Annotated in this window: 16 protein-coding genes; 10 read left to right on the top strand and 6 right to left on the bottom strand. The window is 75.1% G+C overall.

All coding sequences use genetic code 11. The annotated features are described in order from the left end of the window. The first annotated feature begins 122 nt into the window (after window positions 1–122). The 7 genes from ACFWAR_RS14035 (at window position 123) to ACFWAR_RS14005 (ending at window position 6,721) form a co-directional block, all read left to right on the top strand. The gene (locus ACFWAR_RS14035; RefSeq protein WP_385776602.1) at window positions 123–518 is read left to right on the top strand and encodes a hypothetical protein; all 396 of its coding nucleotides are present in this window, start codon (window positions 123–125) and stop codon (window positions 516–518) included. Between the two features lie 47 nt (window positions 519–565). Continuing rightward, a complete protein-coding gene (locus tag ACFWAR_RS14030; RefSeq protein WP_385776600.1) occupies window positions 566–1,936 on the top strand; it encodes a sensor histidine kinase in 1,371 nt (456 codons plus the stop codon). Further along, window positions 1,933–2,595, top strand: a complete 663-nt coding sequence (locus ACFWAR_RS14025) for a response regulator (protein WP_385776598.1) — start codon at window positions 1,933–1,935, stop codon at window positions 2,593–2,595. The genes ACFWAR_RS14030 and ACFWAR_RS14025 overlap by 4 nt, the downstream gene beginning before the upstream one ends. A gap of 62 nt (window positions 2,596–2,657) precedes the next feature. After that, window positions 2,658–4,115: a peptidoglycan D,D-transpeptidase FtsI family protein gene (locus ACFWAR_RS14020; protein WP_385776596.1), complete on the top strand. Its 1,458-nt coding sequence runs from the start codon at window positions 2,658–2,660 to the stop codon at window positions 4,113–4,115. A gap of 87 nt (window positions 4,116–4,202) precedes the next feature. Next, window positions 4,203–4,727, top strand: coding sequence for a GNAT family N-acetyltransferase (locus ACFWAR_RS14015; RefSeq protein ID WP_385776594.1), 525 nt, complete (start codon window positions 4,203–4,205; stop codon window positions 4,725–4,727). 91 nt (window positions 4,728–4,818) lie between these two features. Beyond that, the gene (locus tag ACFWAR_RS14010) at window positions 4,819–5,529 is read left to right on the top strand and encodes a DsbA family oxidoreductase (protein WP_385776592.1); all 711 of its coding nucleotides are present in this window, start codon (window positions 4,819–4,821) and stop codon (window positions 5,527–5,529) included. Between the two features lie 115 nt (window positions 5,530–5,644). Then, on the top strand, window positions 5,645–6,721 hold the full coding sequence (locus tag ACFWAR_RS14005; RefSeq protein ID WP_385776590.1) for an aminotransferase class V-fold PLP-dependent enzyme: 1,077 nt from the start codon (window positions 5,645–5,647) through the stop codon (window positions 6,719–6,721). Window positions 6,722–6,891: 170 nt separating this feature from the next. Here ACFWAR_RS14005 and ACFWAR_RS14000 read toward each other — a convergent pair whose 3' ends face one another. After that, window positions 6,892–7,983 (bottom strand): aminotransferase class V-fold PLP-dependent enzyme, encoded by a 1,092-nt coding sequence (locus tag ACFWAR_RS14000; protein WP_385776588.1) that lies wholly within the window; start codon window positions 7,981–7,983, stop codon window positions 6,892–6,894. Between the two features lie 64 nt (window positions 7,984–8,047). Here ACFWAR_RS14000 and ACFWAR_RS13995 point away from each other — a divergent pair, with 64 nt between their 5' ends. Beyond that, the gene (locus ACFWAR_RS13995; protein ID WP_385776586.1) at window positions 8,048–9,142 is read left to right on the top strand and encodes an amidohydrolase family protein; all 1,095 of its coding nucleotides are present in this window, start codon (window positions 8,048–8,050) and stop codon (window positions 9,140–9,142) included. A 264-nt stretch (window positions 9,143–9,406) separates the two neighbouring features. Then, window positions 9,407–10,354 carry an SCO1860 family LAETG-anchored protein gene (locus ACFWAR_RS13990; RefSeq protein ID WP_385776584.1) on the top strand — a complete coding sequence of 316 codons (948 nt, stop codon included), beginning with the start codon at window positions 9,407–9,409 and terminating at the stop codon, window positions 10,352–10,354. A 27-nt stretch (window positions 10,355–10,381) separates the two neighbouring features. On the opposite strand, the gene ACFWAR_RS13985 is transcribed toward ACFWAR_RS13990, so the two are convergent. Both ACFWAR_RS13985 and cobC read right to left on the bottom strand, forming a co-directional pair. Beyond that, window positions 10,382–11,599, bottom strand: coding sequence for a CapA family protein (locus tag ACFWAR_RS13985; RefSeq protein WP_385776582.1), 1,218 nt, complete (start codon window positions 11,597–11,599; stop codon window positions 10,382–10,384). Between the two features lie 120 nt (window positions 11,600–11,719). Then, a complete protein-coding gene (gene cobC / locus ACFWAR_RS13980; RefSeq protein WP_385776701.1) occupies window positions 11,720–13,120 on the bottom strand; it encodes an Rv2231c family pyridoxal phosphate-dependent protein CobC in 1,401 nt (466 codons plus the stop codon). A 139-nt stretch (window positions 13,121–13,259) separates the two neighbouring features. Here cobC and ACFWAR_RS13975 point away from each other — a divergent pair, with 139 nt between their 5' ends. Continuing rightward, window positions 13,260–14,006 (top strand): ZIP family metal transporter, encoded by a 747-nt coding sequence (locus ACFWAR_RS13975; RefSeq protein ID WP_385776580.1) that lies wholly within the window; start codon window positions 13,260–13,262, stop codon window positions 14,004–14,006. A 2-nt stretch (window positions 14,007–14,008) separates the two neighbouring features. On the opposite strand, the gene ACFWAR_RS13970 is transcribed toward ACFWAR_RS13975, so the two are convergent. The 3 genes from ACFWAR_RS13970 to ACFWAR_RS13960 are packed head-to-tail and all read right to left on the bottom strand — an operon-like array spanning window position 14,009 to window position 18,206. Next, a complete protein-coding gene (locus ACFWAR_RS13970) occupies window positions 14,009–15,409 on the bottom strand; it encodes a cobyrinate a,c-diamide synthase (RefSeq protein WP_385776578.1) in 1,401 nt (466 codons plus the stop codon). 5 nt (window positions 15,410–15,414) lie between these two features. Next, complete coding sequence (gene cobO, locus ACFWAR_RS13965; RefSeq protein ID WP_385776576.1) at window positions 15,415–16,014, bottom strand: cob(I)yrinic acid a,c-diamide adenosyltransferase; 600 nt, start codon at window positions 16,012–16,014, stop codon at window positions 15,415–15,417. Next, a complete protein-coding gene (locus tag ACFWAR_RS13960; RefSeq protein WP_385776574.1) occupies window positions 16,014–18,206 on the bottom strand; it encodes a putative cobaltochelatase in 2,193 nt (730 codons plus the stop codon). Before ACFWAR_RS13960 ends, cobO begins: the two co-directional genes overlap by 1 nt. Window positions 18,207–18,319: the final 113 nt, after the last annotated feature.

Here is an 18,319-nt window from a genome sequence, read left to right as displayed (position 1 = left end):
TGGCGTTTTTTGTGGGCCCCCCGGGGGGGGGGGGGGGGCGCCCCGGGGGGGCGGGGGGGGCGGGGCGGGCGCCCCCCCCCCCGGGGGGGGGGGGGGGGCCCCCCGCGGCGGTGGTCGGCCTGGTGGTGGGCGCGACGTACCTGTACTGGGGGTTCGGCGGCTCGGCCGGACTGTCCGCGCTCCAGCGGGCCGAGCGCACCGCGGACTGGACCGTGGTGTCGGTGGTCCACGCGGCGTGCGCGTTCGGCGCGGGGCTGGGGGCGGTGCTGCTGGCGCGGGGCCGGAGCGGGCGCCGGGGCGGGGCGAGGTGGCCGCTGGCCGTCGCGTGGACCGGGTCGGCGGCGGCGCTCAGTTGGGGGGCGTGGCTCACGATCGCCTCGCTGGCGGGGGAGTTCGAGGGCGCATCGGCCACGAGCAGCACCTGCCTCACCTACGCTGGCCAGATGATCACCGGTCTGCTCGGGGTCGCCGTGCTCACGCGGTTCCTCATGGCGCAGCGAGCGGACCGGCCGATGTGAAGCCGACCGGCTCGCGGGGGCGGGGCCGACCAGGGCGGGGGAGCGCGATGGGGCTGGGCGCGGGGCGGTCGCTCGGGGGGAGACGGGGTGCGGCGCGGTCGAGCGGGTGGCTGACCCGGGCCGGGCTGGCGAGGGTCGGGCTGCGCTGGGTGCACCTGGTGCTCGGCGGGGCGTTGCTGATGCCGTACTTCCTGCTGACCGAGGTGGTGGTGGGGGTCGTCGACGGCGGGGCCAACGCGCTCAACTCGTTCCCGCTCGCGCTGATCTCCTACGCGGCGGCGCTGCCGCTGGTGGCCATCAGCGGAGTGTTCCCCCTGGCCAGGCCGATGTCGGTGGCCGCGGTCCGGGCCCTGTGCGGGGTGCCGGGGGAGCTGTTGGCACAGGGGCCCGGGCGGTCCTGGGCGGCGCGGTGCCGGGCCTCGGCGTGGTGGACCCTGCACCTGGGGCTCGGGGCGGCGGTGAGCGGGATGACCCTCGCGGTTCCGCCGATGGGGGTGGTGCTGATCGCCGTGCCGTTCGTGACCCCGCTGGCGGACACCGCCCCGCCGGGACTCGGCTGGGCCGCGGACGGGCCCGGCGCGTACGCCGCCCCGCTGCTCGGGGTCGCGGTGCTCGGCGCGCTGGCGCTCTGCGCGGCGGGGGCCGGGGCGCTGCTGGCCCGGCTGGCGCCCGTACTGCTCGGGCCGACCGGGGCGGACCGGCTGGCCGCGGCCGAGGAGCGGGCGGCCGACCTGGCCGTGCGCAACCGGCTGGCCCGGGAGCTGCACGACGCGGTGGGGCACGCGCTCAGCGCGGTCACCCTCCAGGCGGGGGCGGCCCGGCGGGTGCTGGAGACGGACCCGGAGTTCGTCCGCGAGGCGCTGGCCGCGATCGAGGACACCGCCCGGCGCACGGTGGGGGAGCTGGACGCGGTCCTCGGACTGCTGCGGGAGGGCGACGGGGTGGGCGAGCGGACCGGGGCGGCGCCCGCGCCGACCCTGGCCGCCGACCTGGAGGGGTTGCTGGCCCGCAGCCGGGCGGGGGGCGTCCGGATCACGGCCCGCCAGGATCCCGGACCGGTGGGCGACTGGGGGCAGCTGCCCGCGATCGTCTCCCGCGAGGCGTACCGGATCGTCCAGGAGGGGCTCAGCAACGCGCTGCGCCACGGTGGCGGCGCGGTCGACCTCCGGCTGCGCGTCCACGTACCCGGGCGCCCGCGCGGTGGCGACCACACGCACGACGGATCCCGCGAACTGGAGTTGATCATGACGAACCCCTTGGTCGAGGCCACCGGGCGCGAGCCCCGCAGCGGTGGGGGCCGGGGACTGCGCGGCGCCGCCGAGCGGGCGGTGCTGCTCGGCGGGGTCGTGGAGGCGGGCGGGCTGGGCGGGCAGTGGCGACTGCGCGCCGTCCTGCCGCTGGGCGGTGGCGCCCGGTGAACCGGCCGCCGCTGCGCATCGTGGTCGCGGACGACGAGCGGATGGTCCGCACCGCCCTGCGGGCCATCCTCGACGCCGAGCCGGACCTGGAGGTGGTGGGCGAGGCGGCCTCCGGCGCCGAGGCCGTCTCGCTGGTCCGGGCCGCCGCGCCCGACGTGGTCCTCATGGACGTCCGGATGCCCGAGATCGACGGCATCCGGGCCACCGAGCAGATCCTCGCCACGATGGCGCACCCGCCCCGGATCCTGGTGGTCACCACCTTCGAGAACGACTCGTACGTGTACGACGCGCTGCGGGCGGGCGCCGCCGGGTTCCTGCTCAAGCGCGCCCACGCCGAGGAGCTGATCGGCGCGGTCCGGCTGGTCGCCCGCGGCGATTCGCTGCTCTTCCCCGCAGCGGTCCGCGCGCTGGCAGCCGCCCACGACCCGCGGCCGGCCGCCGTCGCCGCCTGGGCCGCCCGGCTGACCGAGCGCGAGGCCGACGTGCTGCGCCTGATGGCGAGCGGGCTGTCGAACCACGAGATCGGCGAGCGGCTCGGCGTCGGCCCGCAGACGGTGAAGACCCACGTCGGGGCGGTCCTGGCCAAGACCGGCTCCCGGGACCGGACCCAGGCGGTGATCGCCGCCTACGAAGGAGGCTTCCTGATGAAGAAAGGCTGAGAACCCCGCCACAATCGGGGCACAGTGGAACGCCCGGGACCGCTGGTGCGTCCTTTTCAGAGATGAACAAGACGATCAGGCGCGCGTCCGTCTTCTGTCTGCTTCTGGTGCTTGCCCTGTTGGTGCGGGTCACATGGGTGCAGGCGTACCAAGGCCAGGCGCTCGCAGACGACAAGAACAACCGGCGGAACGTCATCGGGCAGTACGCGAACCCGCTGGGCAACATCATCGTGGGCGGTGAGGCGATCACCGGCTCGGTGAAGACCGAGGGGAGCAAGGACTACGCGTACAAGCGGACGTACACCGACGGCCCGCTGTACGCGCCGATCACCGGCCACACCTCGCAGGTGTACAACTCCACCATGTTGGAGGGGATCTACAGGAGCATCCTGAACGGCTCGGACAACCGGCTGAAGTCGTTCATGGACATCCTGACCAACAAGCGGGCCGACCCCGGCAACGTCCTGACGACGATCGACAAGGACGTCCAGAAGGCCGGCTTCGACGCGCTCCAGGGCAAGCAGGGCTCCGCCGTCGCGATCGACCCGAGCACCGGCGAGATCCTCGGCATCGTGAACAACCCGACCTACGACCCGGGCAGCATCACCGGCAGCGGCAAGGACGCCGAGGCCGCCTGGGTGAAGCTCTCGGAGAACCAGGGCGCGCCCATGCTGAACAACGCGCTGCGCAAGCCCCAGGCCCCCGGATCCACCTTCAAGCTGGTCACCCTGGCGGCGGCGCTGGAGGACGGGCTCTTCACCTCGATCGACACGCCCACCGGGATCCAGGACCCCTACACGATCCCCGGCACCAAGACCCCGCTGAGGAGCGAGGTGGCGACCCCGGGCTGCAACAACGTGACCCTGCGCGACGGTCTCAAGAAGTCCTGCAACAACGTCTTCGCGGAGCTGGCCCACCGGCTCGGCCAGGACAAGATGCGGGCCATGGCGGAGAAGCTCGGCTTCAACACGGACGCCGAGATCCCGATCGGGACCAATCCGACGAGCAAGTACCCGTCGAAGAAGATGTCCAAGGACCAGGTGGCGCAGACGGGCATCGGCCAGTTCGACGTCCAGGCCACCCCGCTCCAGATGGCGATGGTGGCGGCGGCGATCGAGAACGGCGGCAAGCTGGTCGCCCCGCACGTGGTCTCCGAGGTCACCGACTCCAGCGGCAACGTCCTGGAGAGCTTCAAGGACCCGAAGTCCAAGCAGGTCATGAGCGAGAAGACCGCGTCGATGATCCGCGACGCGATGCGGACCGTGGTCTCCGACGGCGGCGGCAAGCCCGCGCAGGTCTCCGGCGCCGAGGTCGGCGGCAAGACCGGCACCGCCCAGCGCGGCGTGAACAACAGCCTGAGCCCGCTGGCCTGGTTCACCTCCTACGGCAAGACGAGCGGCAAGCAGATCGTGGTGGCCGTGGTCGTCGACCGGTCGGACACCGACCGGTCCGAGATCGGTGGCGGCCTGCTGGCCGCCCCGGTCGCCCAGAAGATGATGGAGGCGTGGCTCAAGAAGTAGCCACCGCCGAGCGTCGACCGCACGATCGACGTACGGAAGTACGAACGCGCCGGGAACCGGAGAGGTCCCCGGCGCGTTCTCTTTCCCATGATCAGGACCGCACTCCCCGCCGATCTCGACGCGATCGCCGCCCTGCACAGCCGCGCCCGCGCCACCTACTACCGCGACCGGATCCCCGAGGACGCCTACGCGGGCGAGGACGAGCTGGCCCGCAGCCGCGAGGGCTGGTCGCACGCCGTGGCCCGCAGCGACGGCAGCGAGGGCACGCGCACCGGCGGCGCCGGCCGCGCTGCCGGGGAGACCGGCGGGGTGCTCTGCGCCGAGCAGGACGGAGAGCTGACCGGGGTCGCGGCCTTCCGGACCGTGGCCGGTGAGACCACGCTCACCCAGCTGCACGTCGACCCCGCCCACTGGCGCCGCGGCACCGGGGCCGCCTTGCACGCGGCCTGCCTGGAGCGCTGGCGCCGCGCGGGCGTGCCGCGGGTCCGGCTGGAGGTCTACGAGCACAACCTGCGGGCCCAGGCCTTCTACGCGGCCCACGGCTGGCGCCCCGACCCGCTCGCCCCGCGCGCCGGATCCCACCACGTCCTGTGGTTGACGGTCGGGGAATGAGGGACGCGGGGTGGGCGTTGTGCCCCTGGGACGACGGAGGAGACCCCTGCGCGTCCCACAGCCCACCCCGGACCCGGAGAGAAGAAGGATCATGCGCGTCGAGATCTGGAGCGACATCGCCTGCCCCTGGTGCTACATAGGCAAGGCCCGTTTCGAGAAGGGGCTGGCCGCCTTCGCGCACCGCGACGAGGTCGAGGTGGTCCACCGCTCCTTCGAGCTCGACCCGAACAGCGCCAAGGGCGCCGTCGCCCCCGTCGTGGAGATGCTGGCCAAGAAGTACGGCCGCACCCTCGACGAGGCGCGCGGCATGGAGGAGCACGTGGCGGCCAGCGCGCGCGCCGAGGGGCTGGAGTACCGCACCGAGGGCCGCGACCACGGCAACACCTTCGACATCCACCGCCTCCTGCACCTGGCCGCCGCCCGTGGCCGCCAGGACGAGCTGCTGGACCTCGCCTACCGGGCCAACTTCGCCGAGGAGCGGTCCGTCTTCGACTCCGCGACCCTGCTGGTGCTCGCCGTCGAGGCCGGGCTGGACGAGGCGGAGGCCGCCGCGGTGCTCGCCGACGCCACCGCCTACGCCGACGCCGTGCGCGCCGACGAGCGGGAGGCGGCCGAACTGGGCGCCAACGCCGTGCCGTTCTTCGTCCTGGACCGCCGCTTCGGGGTCTCGGGCGGGCAGCCCGCCGAGGTCTTCACCCAGGCGCTGGAGCAGGCGTGGGCCGGGCGCGAGAGCGCCCCGACCTCGCCCGAGGCGCCCGCCTGCGAGCCGGACGGCGCGTGCGCGGTGCCCGACCGGGCCTGAAGCCCCGGCCCGCCCCGACCGGGCCATCCGGCCGAACGGGCAATGGACGGGGGGTCGTTGCTGAAGCAGAGTGGGTCCCATGGATCTTCCCGGTACTGAAGCGACGCCCGCCGATGTGAGCCCTGCCGAAGCCGCGCGGGCCGCGCTCGTCGCCGCGGCCCGTGCCGAGTTCGGGCACACCACCGCCTACCTCAACACCGCCACCTGCGGCGTCTTCCCGCGCGCCGCGGTGGCGGCCGTGCACGCCATGGCGGACGCGGCCGGGGCCGGGGATCCGGCCGGTTTCGGGGACCTCGCCGTCGCCGGCCGGGTGCGCGAGGGCTTCGCGCGCCTGGCCGGGGTCGCGCCCTCGCGGGTGGCCCTCGGTTCGGCCGTGGCCACCCACGTCGGGCTGGTCGCCGCCGCGCTGCCGGCCGGGGCCGAGGTCCTCTGCGTCGAGGACGACTTCGCCTCGGTGATGAACCCCTTCGTGGTGCGGGGGGACCTGGCGCTGCGCTTCGTCCCCCTGGAATCGGTCGCCGAAGCCGTCGGCTCGCGGACCGCGCTGGTCGCGCTGAGCGCCGTACAGTCCGCGGACGGGCGGACGGCCGACCTCGCGGCGATCCGCGCGGCCACCGCCGCGCACGGGGCGCGGATGCTGGTGGACGCCTCGCAGGCGATCGGCTGGCTGCCCTTCGACGCCACGCCCTACGACTACACCGTGACCGCCGGGTTCAAGTGGCTGCTCGCCTCGCGCGGAGTCTCGTACCTGACGGTCTCCGAGGAAGCGCAGGAGACGCTGGTGCCGCTGCACGCGGGATGGACGGCGGCCCGTCCCGGGCGCGACGCCTTCTACGGGCCGATGGCCGAACTGGCCGAGGACGCGCGGCGGTTCGACGAGTCTCCGGCCTTCCTCGCCTACCACGCGGCGGAGCCGTCGCTGGCGCTGCTGGAGCGGGTCGGCATCGAGGCGGTGCACGCCCACGACACGGCGCTGGCCGACCGCTTCCGGGCCGGTCTCGCCGACCTCGGCCACGAGCCGGTCCCGGGCCGCGCCCCGATCGTCTCGGTCCCGGGCCTGGCCGACCGCCAGCCCGTGCTGCTGGCGGCGGGCATCCCGACGGCGGCCCGTGCGGGTGCCCTGCGGGCTTCCTTCCACCTGTACAACACGGAGGCGGACGTGGACCGCGCCCTCGACGCCCTCGCCCCGTAACCCGTCCCCTTCGGCCCCCGCCGCTCCCTCGCCCCACCCTCCGGGGGCGCCTCAATCGCCGGCGGGGCTGTATTCGCGGGCCCCGCCCGGGGGTCCGGCCACTGCTGGGAGGGCTGCATCTTGCAGCCCCGCCGGCGATTGAGGCGCCCCCGGAGGGGCGAGTCGGCGTTCTACGCGGCCGTCTTCCAGGCCGCGGTGGCCGCGGCCAGGGCGTCGGTCGGCGGGACGGACAGGGCCGTGGCCAGGGCCGTCAGCGAGGCGTGCACCGCGGGGAGCGCGGCCGCCGGGCCGTAGTGGTTGACCCGGACCATCTCCTGGGCCAGCGCGCCGCCGCCCGCGGCCAGCGGAGCCGCGGGGTCGGCGGCGAGCGCCCGCGCCACCACCGCCGAGGCCTCCGGGACCCGCAGGGTGGTGGCCACCGGGGCCGCGTCCGCCGCGTCGACGACGTACGGCGCCACCCCCAACTCGGCCGCGCCCGCCCGGGTCGCCGCCGCGGCCGCCGCGTGGCGGGCCATCAGGGCCGCCGGGCCCTCCTCGGCGATCCGGGCCAGGCAGGCCTCCAGCGCGAGCATCTCCAGCTGGGCGGGAGCGTGCAGCAGCGTCCTGCGCCCGCCGTCGATCCAGCGCTCCTTCCAGTCCAGCAGGGAGAGGTAGGAGCGGCGCGGCGCCGACGGGTTCTGGGCGAAGCGGTCCCACGCGCGCTGCGAGACCGACACGGCCGACACCCCGGCCGGGCCGCCCATCGCCTTCTGGGCCCCGATCACGCACAGGTCCACGCCCCACGCGTCCGGCAGCAGCGGCTCCGCGCCCACCGACGCCACCGCGTCGAGCATGAAGAGCGCGCCGTGCGCCCGGACGACCTCGCCGATCTCCGCGACCGGGTTGGTGTTCCCCGTCGCCGCCTCCGCGTGCACCAGCGAGACGAAGTCGATCTCCGGGTGCGCGGCCAGCGCCCGCGCGACCTGCGCCGCGCTCACGGCGGTGTCGAAGGGCACGGTCAGGTCCACGACCGTCGCGCCGCAGTCCCGCAGCCAGTTGCCGAAGGTGGTCCCGTACGGGCCCGTCACGATGTTCAGCGCCGTCGAACCGGGCCGCGCGCCGGAGCGGATGCAGCCCTCCAGCGGGAGCAGCGCCTCGCCCTGGGTGATCACCACGTCCTGGCGGGTGGAGAGGAGGTCCGCGACCCCCCGTTCGATCGACGCGAACCGCTCCGCGGTCAGCGGCGGCAGGTCAAGGAGGGGGTGGGGCGCAGTGCTGGTCACCGAGGTGCTCTCTTCGTTCGAGGTTACGGACAGAGCGTACCGAGCGGGTGGCTACAGTGCGGCCATGAGCGATGTGCTGCACGTGAAGGGGCGGGTGCTCGTCGGACCGGACGAGGTCCGCGACGAGTTGTGGGTGGTCGGTGGCCGGATCTCGTACGAGCGCCCGCGCACCGGGGCGGGCGCGCACGAGGTCACCACCGTGACCGGTTGGGTGCTGCCGGGGCTGGTCGACGCGCACTGCCACGTGGGCCTGGACGCCCACGGCCCGGTCGACGACGCGACCAGCGAGAAGCAGGCACTGGCCGACCGGGAGGCGGGCACCCTGCTGATCCGGGACGCCGGTTCGCCCTCCGACACCCGCTGGATCGACGCGCGCGAGGACCTGCCCGAGGTGATCCGCGCCGGCCGGCACATCGCCCGTACCCGCCGCTACATCCGCAACTACGCGCACGAGATCGAGCCCGCCGACCTCGTCGAGTACGTCGGCCGCGAGGCCCGGCGCGGCGACGGCTGGGTGAAGCTGGTCGGCGACTGGATCGACCGCGAGGTCGGCGACCTGACGGCCTGTTGGCCGCGCGCCGAGGTCGAGGCGGCGATCGCCGAGGCGCACCGGCTCGGGGCCCGGGTGACCGCCCACTGCTTCGCCGAGGACTCGCTGCGCGACCTCGTGGAGGCGGGCATCGACTGCGTCGAGCACGCCACCGGCCTGACCGAGGACACCATTCCGCTCTTCGCCGAGCGCGGGGTGGCGATCGTGCCGACGCTGGTGAACATCGCGACCTTCCCCAAGCTGGCGACGGGCGGCGAGGCCAAGTTCCCCCGCTGGTCGGCCCATCTGCGGCGGCTGCACGAGCGGCGCTACGACACGGTGCGCTCGGCGTACGACGCGGGCGTACCGGTCTACGTCGGTACGGACGCGGGCGGTTCGCTGCCGCACGGGCTGGTCGCCGCCGAGGTGGCCGAGCTGGTGAAGGCCGGGATCCCGGCGTCGGCGGCGCTGTCGGCGACGACGTGGGGGGCCCGCGCGTGGCTGGGGCGGCCCGGTCTGGAGGAGGGCGCCCGGGCGGACCTGGTGGTCTACGGCGAGGACCCGCGGGCGGACGTGTCCGTGCTGGCGGACCCGCGCCGGGTGGTGCTGGCGGGGCGGATCCGGGGCTGAGCGCGCGGAGTTGACCGGGGCGTGACACGGCCGTGCGCCCGGTCGTTAGGTGTGGCCGAAACCTGTGGGCTGTGGGGTTTCGGCGCACTTCTGTTCCTCGTGATTCGAATATGTGCGTGGAAACCACCCTTTGGGGTGAACTCACGCCAGGTCGTCACGCGTTCACTCTCAGTGCGTAAAGATTCCGGGGTCCAGGCCGTCGGCGCACGCGATGTCCCCCATTGGCGGCGCGACGGCTCCCACCTCCCTGGGGGTTCCACCACCTTGAACAGCAACACCTTCCGCATGCCCGCGGCCGCCCTGCTCGCCGCCGGAGCGGTCGCCCTGCTCACCGCACCCGCCGCCCACGCCACGGGCGGCTCCGGAGCCGGGGGCACGGGCGGCGCGGGCGGCTCCGGCAAGGCCGGCGCGGTCGTCCTGCGCGCCGGGCTCGACGTGGGCCTGCTCAACAAGACCGTCGACGTACCGCTCACGGCCACCTTGAACGAGGTCAGCGCGCCCGCCGACGCCGCGAAGACCGCCCTGACCGTCACCCTCGACGGGGTCGACAAGGGGCAGCCGGTGAACGTCCTGCGCGCCGACGTCGCCACCGCGAAGGCGACGGCGGACAAGAGCGGGGCGCGGGCCGAGGCGAACCTGGTCCACGCCAAGGTCCACGTGCCCGGACTGCCCGCGCTCTCCCTGATCGAGGTGGAGAAGGTCACCTCGAAGGCCGTGTGCGAGCCGGGGAAGAAGCCGGTGGCCAGCTCCAACGTGCTCGGCACGGTGACCGCGCTCGGCAAGAGGATCACCCTCTCCGCCGGCGGCCCGACCAGGATCGCCGTCCCGGGCGTGGGCGAGGTCAGCATGGAACTCTCCGGTACGCAGACCACCTCGACCACCGCGGCGGCCGCCGCCCTGCGGCTCAAGGTGTCGGTGAACCCCGGCAACCTCAACGTCGCCCAGGTGACCGGCGAGGTGGTCCTCGCCGAGGCGCACTGCGAGGGCAACGGCGGCGTCGCGCCGTCCGTCGCGCCCTCGACCCAGGTCTCCGCGAAGCCGGCCGCCGCCCTCGACGTCAAGCCGCAGTCCACCGGCGACGGGGCCAACCTGGCGGAGACCGGAGCCGGTTCGGTCACCCCGTACGTGGCGGGCGGCGCGCTGCTGCTGCTCGGCATGGGCGCCGCGGCCCTCGTCGTGACCCGTGGCCGGGGCCGCGGCCGGATCCAGTAGCCGCGCCGGAGCCGTACGGGCGGGGCGTCAGCGTGCGGCGTGCGCCAGGCCCTGTTCGCCGGCCCCGCGCGACAGCACGGCCTCGGTCACCTGCCGGTCGACGGCCGCGTACTCCGCCCGCTTCGCGGCGCCCAGAGCGGTGTCCGAGGCGGCGCAGGCGGCGCACACCACGCGGAACGGCGGGGTCATGTCCGAGTACTCGGTGAGGAACTCGGCCTTCGTCACCTCCCAGCGGCCCGGCCGCGCGGTCGACGGGGTGAAGGTGAAGCGCGGGATCGAGCCCATGTTGCCGCGCTTCATCTCCGGCGGCGCGAAGCTGGCGACCTGGTCGCCCATCCCGTAGACCACCCACGTGCCGTTGACCTTCTCGTACGGCTGCGGCACGTGGTTGTGGGTGCCGAGGATCAGATCGAGGTCCGGCCCCTCCTCGGTCCGCGACGCGGTCAACGCCCGCGCCAGCTCCAGCTGCTGCTCATCGGGGGCCGTCTGCCATTCGGTGCCCCAGTGCACGCTGAGCACCACCACGTCCGCCCCCGCGGCCCGCGCCGCGCGGGCGTCGGCGACGATCCGCTGCTGGTCGATGAGGTTCACCGACCAGGGCTTGCCCTCGGGGAGCGGGATGCCGTTCGTGCCGTAGGTGTACGACAGCTGGGCGACCTTCGCGCCGCCCGCCTCGAGCAGGGCGGGCGTCTTGGCCTCCGCCGCGCCGCGGGCCGAGCCGGTGTGCTTGATGCCGACCCGGTCGAGGTGGTCCAGGGTCCGGGCGAGGCCGGGGTAACCGGCGTCCAGCGTGTGGTTCGAGGCCGTCGAGCAGCTGTCGTACCCGGTGTCCTTCAAGGCGTCGGCCAGCTCGTGCGGGGCCTTGAAGGTCGGGTAGCCGGTGTAGGGGCCGCCGGGCTCGCCGTACGGTATCTCGTGGTGGCACACCGCCAGGTCCGCGGCGCTCACGACGGCCTTGACGCCCCCGAGTATCTTGCGGAAGTCGTGCCCGTCGCCGCCCGCGTCGAGGGCCGAGCGCTCGATGATCGACGGGTACGGGATGATGTCGCCCGTGGCCACCAGGGTGAAGGGCCGGGCAGCGGGCGGCGTGGGCGCGCCGCTCCCGGCGGGCTCGGGCGCGCCGCCCAGCCGCTGCGCCGCCGGCGGCCGGTCCCCGTCGCCCGCCAGCCTCGGCACGGCGTAGACGCCCCCGGCGACGAGCGCCAGCCCGGCCACCCCGGTCGTGATCTTCGCGGACGTCCTCATCGCGGCCTTCCCCCGAACCGGCGGGCCGGCCGGTCCCGGCCACCGTGCGTGTCGGCACACTCTCGCACGGTCGTTCGTGCCGGGCGAGGGGAGACGGCGGCAGGGGGCGCCCGGAACCGGTCAGGGCGACGTCAGCGTCAGCGCGTGGTCCAGCGCCTGGAGCAGGCGGCCCGTCGTCGCCCGGTCGCGCACCGCCAGCCGCAGCCAGGACCGGTCCAGACCGGGGAAGGTGTCCCCGCGCCGGACGGCGAAACCGAGGGCCCGCAGCCGGGCCCGCACCTGCGGCGCCCGGTCCACCCGGATCAGGACGAAGGGCCCGGCCGCCACCCCGGCCACCGTGACCTCGTCGAACTCGGCCAGCCCCGCCAACAGGTGGGCCCGGTCCACCTCGATCCGCCGCGCGGCGGCCTCCGCCTCGGCCAGCGCCGCCGGGGACACGCACGCCTCGGCCGCCACGAGCGCCGGGCTCGACACCGGCCACAGCGGCTGCGCCGCCGACAGCGCGGCGATCACGGCGGGCTCGGCCAGCACGTAGCCGATCCGCAGCCCCGCCAGCCCCCACGTCTTGGTCAGGCTCCGCAGCACCACCAGCCCGGGCACGTCCGTCCGCCCCGCCAGCGCCTCGCGTTCGCCCGGCACCGCGTCCATGAACGCCTCGTCGACCACCAGCGTCCGCCCCGGCCGGGCCAGCGCGGCCAGGGCCGCCGCCGGGTGCAGCACCGAGGTCGGATTGGTCGGATTGCCGATGACCACGAGGTCCGCGTCCTCGGGTATCGCCGCCGGATCCAGCCGGAAACCGTCCTCCGGCCGCAGCAGCACCCGCTCCACCCGGTGCCCGGCGTCCCGCAGGGCCGCCTCCGGCTCGGTGAACTGCGGGTGCACCACCACCGGGCGTACGGCGCCCAGCGCCCGCGCGATCAGCACGAAGGCCTCCGCCGCACCGGCCGTCAGCAGCACCCGCTCCACCGGCAACCCGTGGCGCGCGGCCACCGCGGCCCGCGCCACCCGCCCGTCCGGATACGCCGAAAGGGTGTCCAGCGAGGCGGCGATCCGCTCCTTGAGCCAGGCCGGGGGAGTGTCCGACCGGACGTTGACGGCCAGGTCGACCAGCTGCCCCGGCGCGTCCAGCACCTCGGCGTCCCCGTGGTGGCGCAGGTCGTGCGCCTCCGCCCGGGCCACGGCGCAGGTGGCCGCCGCCGACTTCCGCTTGGGCACCAGCAGCTCACCGCCCCCCGCCAGCGCCGCCGCCTCCGCCACCGAGGGAGTCCCGGCCGCCGCCCGGGCGGCCTCGCTCGGATGCGGAACCGCGATCCGCTCCAGCTCCTGGGGCCCGTACGTCAGCAGCGGTACGCCGAAACGTTCCGCGGCGCCGGAGATCCCCGCCTCGGCGGCCTTCGACTCGACCGTGGCCAGCGCGGTGACCGCGGCCACCGTCAGCCCGGCGTCCCGCAGGGTGCCCTCGACCAGGGAGCAGATCTCCTGCGCCGTGACCCCCGAGCGCCCGCCGACTCCGACGACCACCCGTTCGTATCCGCTGTAACCGCCCTGCTCGCCCACCCGGGTCCTCGCTCCCTCGGCATCGTCAGCCGTCAACATCGCATCGTCCGCCACCCCGCGCGCGAAGGTGCGCGCGGGCCCGGCAGTCGGTATTCAGGGGCCTATGGCCGTGATCGTGGCGTTGGGCGCGTTCCTGATGACGCTGGCGGGCGGGTGGACGGCGCAACGCGTCACCGACCGCCGCCACCTCGTGCTGGGCCTCGCCGGTGGACTGATGCTCGGCGTGGTGGGCCTGGACCTGCTGCCCGAGGCGATGCGGGCGGCCGGGCACGAGGTGTTCGGCGTGCCGCTGGCCCTGCTGCTCTTCGTGGCCGGGTTCCTCGTCGCGCACGTGGTGGAGCGGGTCCTGGCGGTCCGCCAGGCCGCGCACGGCGGCGAGAACGGCTCCGGACACGGGGAGCACGGGGGCAGGGTCCCCCAGGTCGGCCTCACGGCCGCGGGTGCCATGGTCGGCCACAGCCTCGCCGACGGGGTGGCGCTGGGCGCGGCCTTCCAGGTCGGCGGCGGGATGGGGGTGGCCGTCGCGCTGGCCGTGATCACCCACGACTTCGCCGACGGGTTCAACACCTACACCCTGACGAGCCTGTACGGGAACGCCCGCCGCAAGGCCCTGATGATGCTCTTCGCGGACGCCGTGGCCCCCGTCGTCGGCGCCGCCTCCACCCTGCTGTTCACCCTTCCGGAGGAACCGCTCGGGGGATACCTCGGCTTCTTCGCCGGCATCCTGCTCTACCTCGCGTCGGCCGAGATCCTGCCCGAGGCGCACCACCGCCACCCCGCCCTGTCCACGCTGATGTGCACGGTGGGCGGCGTGGCGGGCATCTGGCTGGTCGTCGGCCTCGCGGACTGAGCTCACGGGGTGTCCGCTGCCCCGGCGTCCGCCGCGCGCGCGGCGGCCACGAAGCGCCACGCCACCGACGGCCGGGCGGCCCAGTGCGTGTGCAGGTAACTGGCGTGCACACCGCCCCGGACGAAGCCCTCGACCCGGCGCTCGGGGTGGGTGAACCCCCACGCGGGCGCGTCCCCCGCGCCCGGCTCGATCACCGTGCGGTGGAACTCGTGCCCGCGCAGCCGGGTCCCCGCCGCCGCCAGGGGGCTGTCCGAGATCGCGACCGCCTCGCGGTAGCCGAGGGTGAGCCGGTCCGACATCCGGGCGTCGGCGTCCAGCACCCCGCACATCGGCTTCCCGTCCAGCGAACCGGCCAGGTAGAGCAACCCCGCGCACTCGGCGGCCACCGGGGCCCCCGACGCGGCGAAGGCGGCCACCGCCGCGCGCAGCGGCGCGTTGGCCGACAGCTCCGGCGCGTACATCTCGGGGAAGCCGCCGCCGATGACCAGCCCGGCCGTGCCCGCCGGCAGGGCCTCGTCCCGCAGCGGGTCGAAGGTGACGACCCGCGCACCGGCCGCGGTCAGCAGCTCCGCGTGCTCGGCGTAGGAGAACGTGAACGCGGGGCCGCCCGCGACGGCGACGACCGGGCGCCGCCCGGCGTCCGCGGCGGGGACGTGCCACGCCTCGTCCCCGGGCACCCGCGCGGGGTCCCACGCCTCGCACTCCAGCGGCGGCGCGGTCCGCGCCAGCGCCATCAGGGCCTCCAGGTCGCACCCCGCCCGCACCTGATCGGCCAACGCGGCCACCGAGGCCAGCGCGTCCGCACGGCGCTCGGCGACCGGGACCAGACCCAGGTGCCGCGAGGGCGCCGCGACCTGCGGCACCCGGCGCAGCACGCCGAGCACCGGCATCCCGGCCTCCTCCAGCGCCTCCCGCAGCATCACCTCGTGCCGGTCGGAGCCGACCTTGTTGAGGATCACGCCCCCGATCCGCACCTGCGGGTCGAAGGACGCGAAGCCGTGCGCGAGGGCCGCCACCGAGCGGGACTGCGAGGAGGCGTCCACCACGAGCACCACCGGCGCCCGCAGCAGCTTGGCGACCTGCGCGGTCGAGGCCAGCTCACCGCGCCCGGCGGCCCCGTCGTAGAGGCCCATCACCCCTTCGACCACGGCGAGGTCGCACCCCGCCGAGCCGTGCGCGAACAGCGGACCGATCAGCTCCGGCCCGGACATGAAGGAGTCCAGGTTGCGGCCCGGGCGGCCGGTGGCGAGCGCGTGGTAGCCCGGGTCTATGTAGTCGGGCCCGGCCTTGTGCGGGGACACGGCGAGGCCGCGCTCCGTGAAGGCCGCCATCAGGCCCGTCGCGACGGTGGTCTTGCCGCTGCCGGACGACGGAGCGGCGATCACCAGGCGCGGGACGGTCACGGACGTCACCACTCGATGCCTCTCTGGCCCTTCTGGCCGGTGTCCATGGGGTGCTTGACCTTGGTCATCTCGGTGACCAGGTCGGCGAACTCCACGAGCTTCTCGGGGGCGTTGCGGCCGGTGATGACCACGTGCTGGGTTCCGGGACGGTCCCGCAGCACCTCGATCACCTCGTCCACGTCGATCCATCCCCAGTGCAGCGCGTACGTGAACTCGTCCAGGACGTACAGGGCGTGCGTCTCGGCGGCCAGGTCGCGCTTGACCTGCTCCCAACCCTCCTTGGCCGCCTGCTCGTTGTCGAGCTGCGCGTCGCGCTGGACCCAGGACCAGCCCTCGCCCATCTTGTGCCAGACGACCGGGCCGCCCTTGCCCGTCTCGCCGAGGGCCTTGAGCGCGTTCTCCTCGCCGACCTTCCACTTCGCCGACTTGACGAACTGGAACACCCCGACGGGCCAGCCCTGGTTCCAGGCGCGCAGCGCCAGGCCGAAGGCGGCCGTCGACTTGCCCTTGCCGGGGCCGGTGTGGACGAAGACCAGCGGGCGGTTGCGGCGCTGGCGCGTGGTGAGTCCGTCGTCGGGGACGACGGTGGGCTGTCCCTGGGGCATTAGGCGGCCTTCCTCTGGATGCGGGTCCGGTTCTGGGTCTGCTGCGCGTGCTGGTTCTGCTTCTGGTGCGGGTGCTGCGCCGACACGGCGGTGCGCACGTCCTTGACGAGCCCGGCCAGCGAATCGGCCCGCAGCCCGTCGAGGGTCACGGCGGGACCGCCCAGATCGGTGGCCAGTACCCCGGCCAGACCGAGCCGGACCGGCCCCGACTCGCAGTCCACGACCACCGAGGCGATGTGCTGGCCCTGGAGCAGCAGCGCCGCCCGGCGCGCGAGCGCCCGGGCGTCACCGCCCGCCGCTCCCGCCGAGGTGGCGCGGCCGTCGGTGACGACGACCAGCAGCGGGCGGCGCGAGGGATCGCGCAGCCGCTCGACGCGCAGCACCTCGTGGGCCTTGAGGAGACCGGCCGCCAGCGGGGTGCGCCCGCCGGTCGGCAGCTGCTCCAGCCGGGCCGCCGCCGCGTCCACCGAGGAGGTGGGCGGCAGCGCCAGTTCGGCGCCGGTCCCGCGGAAGGTGATCAGGCCGACCTTGTCGCGCCGCTGGTAGGCGTCCATCAGCAGGGACAGCACCGCGCCCTTGACCGCGCCCATCCGCTTGCGGGCCGCCATCGAACCCGAGGCGTCGACGACGAAGAGGACGAGGTTGCCCTCGCGCCCCTCCCGGGTCGCCTGGCGCAGGTCGTCCGTGCGCACGACCAGGCCGCGCCCGCTGCGCCCGCGGGCGAGTTGGTGCGGGGCGGCCGCCTGGACGGTCGCCGCCAGGTGCAGCTTGGTCAGCTGGCCCCGGGGGCGCTGGGCGCCGGTCGTGCGCCCGTGCGCGGTACGGGCCCGCGAGCGCCGTCCGGACGCGCCCTCGCCGAGCCCCGGGACGCTGAGCATCTTGGTCCGGAAGGGCTCCGCGGCCCCCACGGCCGCCTGGGTGGGACCGTCGGCCGCGTCGGCACGGGCCGGCGCGGGCTCGGGCTCGCCCTCCCGGTCCCCCTCAGGGGCGGACTCCGTGTCGGATTCCGTCTCGGACTCCGGCGCCGGATCGCGGCCGTGGTCCTGCGGCGGCACCCCGCCGCCGTCGGGCCCGCCGTCGGGGCCGCCGTCGGGGCCGCCGTCCGGTCCGCCTTCCGGTCCGCCGTCGTCCGGGCCCTCCGGCTCGGGCTCCGGGTCGGGCTCCGGTTCCGGCTCCTCGTCCGGGAAGGAGTCGAGGATCTCGTCGAGCTTGTCCTCGTCCAGCCCCGGCGCGTCGAAGGGGTTGCGCCGCCGCCGGTGCGGCAGCGCCAGCAGCGCGGCCTGCCGCACGTCCTCCTTGCGCACGTCCGTCCGCCCGGCCCACGCGGCCAGCGCGGTGGCGGTGCGCGCCATCACGATGTCGGCCCGCATCCCGTCCACCTCGAAGGCTGCGCAGGTCGCGGCGATCCGCATCAGCGCGCCGTCCCCCAGGACCACGCGGCCCAGCAGGGCCCGCGCCGCGACGACCCGGTCGCGTACGTCCGCCTCGTCATCGGCCCATCGCTCGGCGAAGGCCGCGGGGTCGTCCTCGTACGCGAGTCGGCGGCGCACCACCTCGACGCGCTGCCCGGGCTCGCGGGAGGCGGCGACCTCGACGGTCAGCCCGAAGCGGTCCAGCAGCTGCGGCCGCAGCTCGCCCTCCTCCGGGTTCATCGTGCCGACCAGCAGGAAGCGGGCCGCGTGCCGGACGGAGACGCCCTCGCGCTCCACGTAGGAGGCGCCCATCGCCGCCGCGTCGAGGAGCAGGTCGATGAGGTGGTCGTGCAGCAGGTTGACCTCGTCGACGTAGAGGATCCCGCGGTGCGCGTCGGCCAGCAGGCCCGGCTCGAAGGACTTCACGCCTTCTGACAGGGCGCGTTCGATGTCGAGGGCGCCCACCAGCCGGTCCTCGGAGGCACCGACCGGCAGCTCCACCATCCGCGCGGGCCGCGCCGTGCCCGGACCGCTCTCGTGCGGGCCGTCGGGGCAGGCCGGGTCGGGCGCGGTGGGCGCGCAGCTGAACCGGCAGCCGGGGACCACGTCGACCTGCGGCAGCAGCGTCGCCAGCGCGCGGACGGCGGTGGACTTGGCGGTCCCCTTCTCGCCGCGCACGAGCACGCCGCCGACCGCGGGGCTCACGGCGTTGAGCAGGAGCGCCAGGCGCAGGTCGTCCTGCCCGACTACGGCCGAGAAGGGGAAACGGGGGCTGCTCATGAGACGGTCGCTCCTTCGAGTGGTTCGTGCCGATACGCGAGCCGACGTGCTCCGATCGCGCAAGGGTTGCCGAGTGCTCCCTGCCTGCGCAGGGATGGCCCCGGGTACGGCGT

This window comes from Streptomyces sp. NPDC059917 (assembly GCF_042730635.1).
Classification (GTDB): domain Bacteria; phylum Actinomycetota; class Actinomycetes; order Streptomycetales; family Streptomycetaceae; genus Streptomyces.
This window is presented reverse-complemented; position numbering and strand designations above follow the sequence as displayed.

What these genes read in the sequence shown, in the direction of transcription:
- cobO (WP_385776576.1), bottom strand. Translation starts at nt 16,014, where the DNA reads ATGCCCCAGGGACAGCCCACCGTCGTCCCCGACGACGGACTCACCACG.
- ACFWAR_RS14020 (WP_385776596.1), top strand. Translation starts at nt 2,658, where the DNA reads ATGAACAAGACGATCAGGCGCGCGTCCGTCTTCTGTCTGCTTCTGGTG.
- ACFWAR_RS14030 (WP_385776600.1), top strand. Translation starts at nt 566, where the DNA reads ATGGGGCTGGGCGCGGGGCGGTCGCTCGGGGGGAGACGGGGTGCGGCG.
- ACFWAR_RS13975 (WP_385776580.1), top strand. Translation starts at nt 13,260, where the DNA reads ATGGCCGTGATCGTGGCGTTGGGCGCGTTCCTGATGACGCTGGCGGGC.
- ACFWAR_RS14015 (WP_385776594.1), top strand. Translation starts at nt 4,203, where the DNA reads ATGATCAGGACCGCACTCCCCGCCGATCTCGACGCGATCGCCGCCCTG.
- ACFWAR_RS14010 (WP_385776592.1), top strand. Translation starts at nt 4,819, where the DNA reads ATGCGCGTCGAGATCTGGAGCGACATCGCCTGCCCCTGGTGCTACATA.
- ACFWAR_RS13995 (WP_385776586.1), top strand. Translation starts at nt 8,048, where the DNA reads ATGAGCGATGTGCTGCACGTGAAGGGGCGGGTGCTCGTCGGACCGGAC.
- ACFWAR_RS13985 (WP_385776582.1), bottom strand. Translation starts at nt 11,599, where the DNA reads ATGAGGACGTCCGCGAAGATCACGACCGGGGTGGCCGGGCTGGCGCTC.
- ACFWAR_RS13960 (WP_385776574.1), bottom strand. Translation starts at nt 18,206, where the DNA reads ATGAGCAGCCCCCGTTTCCCCTTCTCGGCCGTAGTCGGGCAGGACGAC.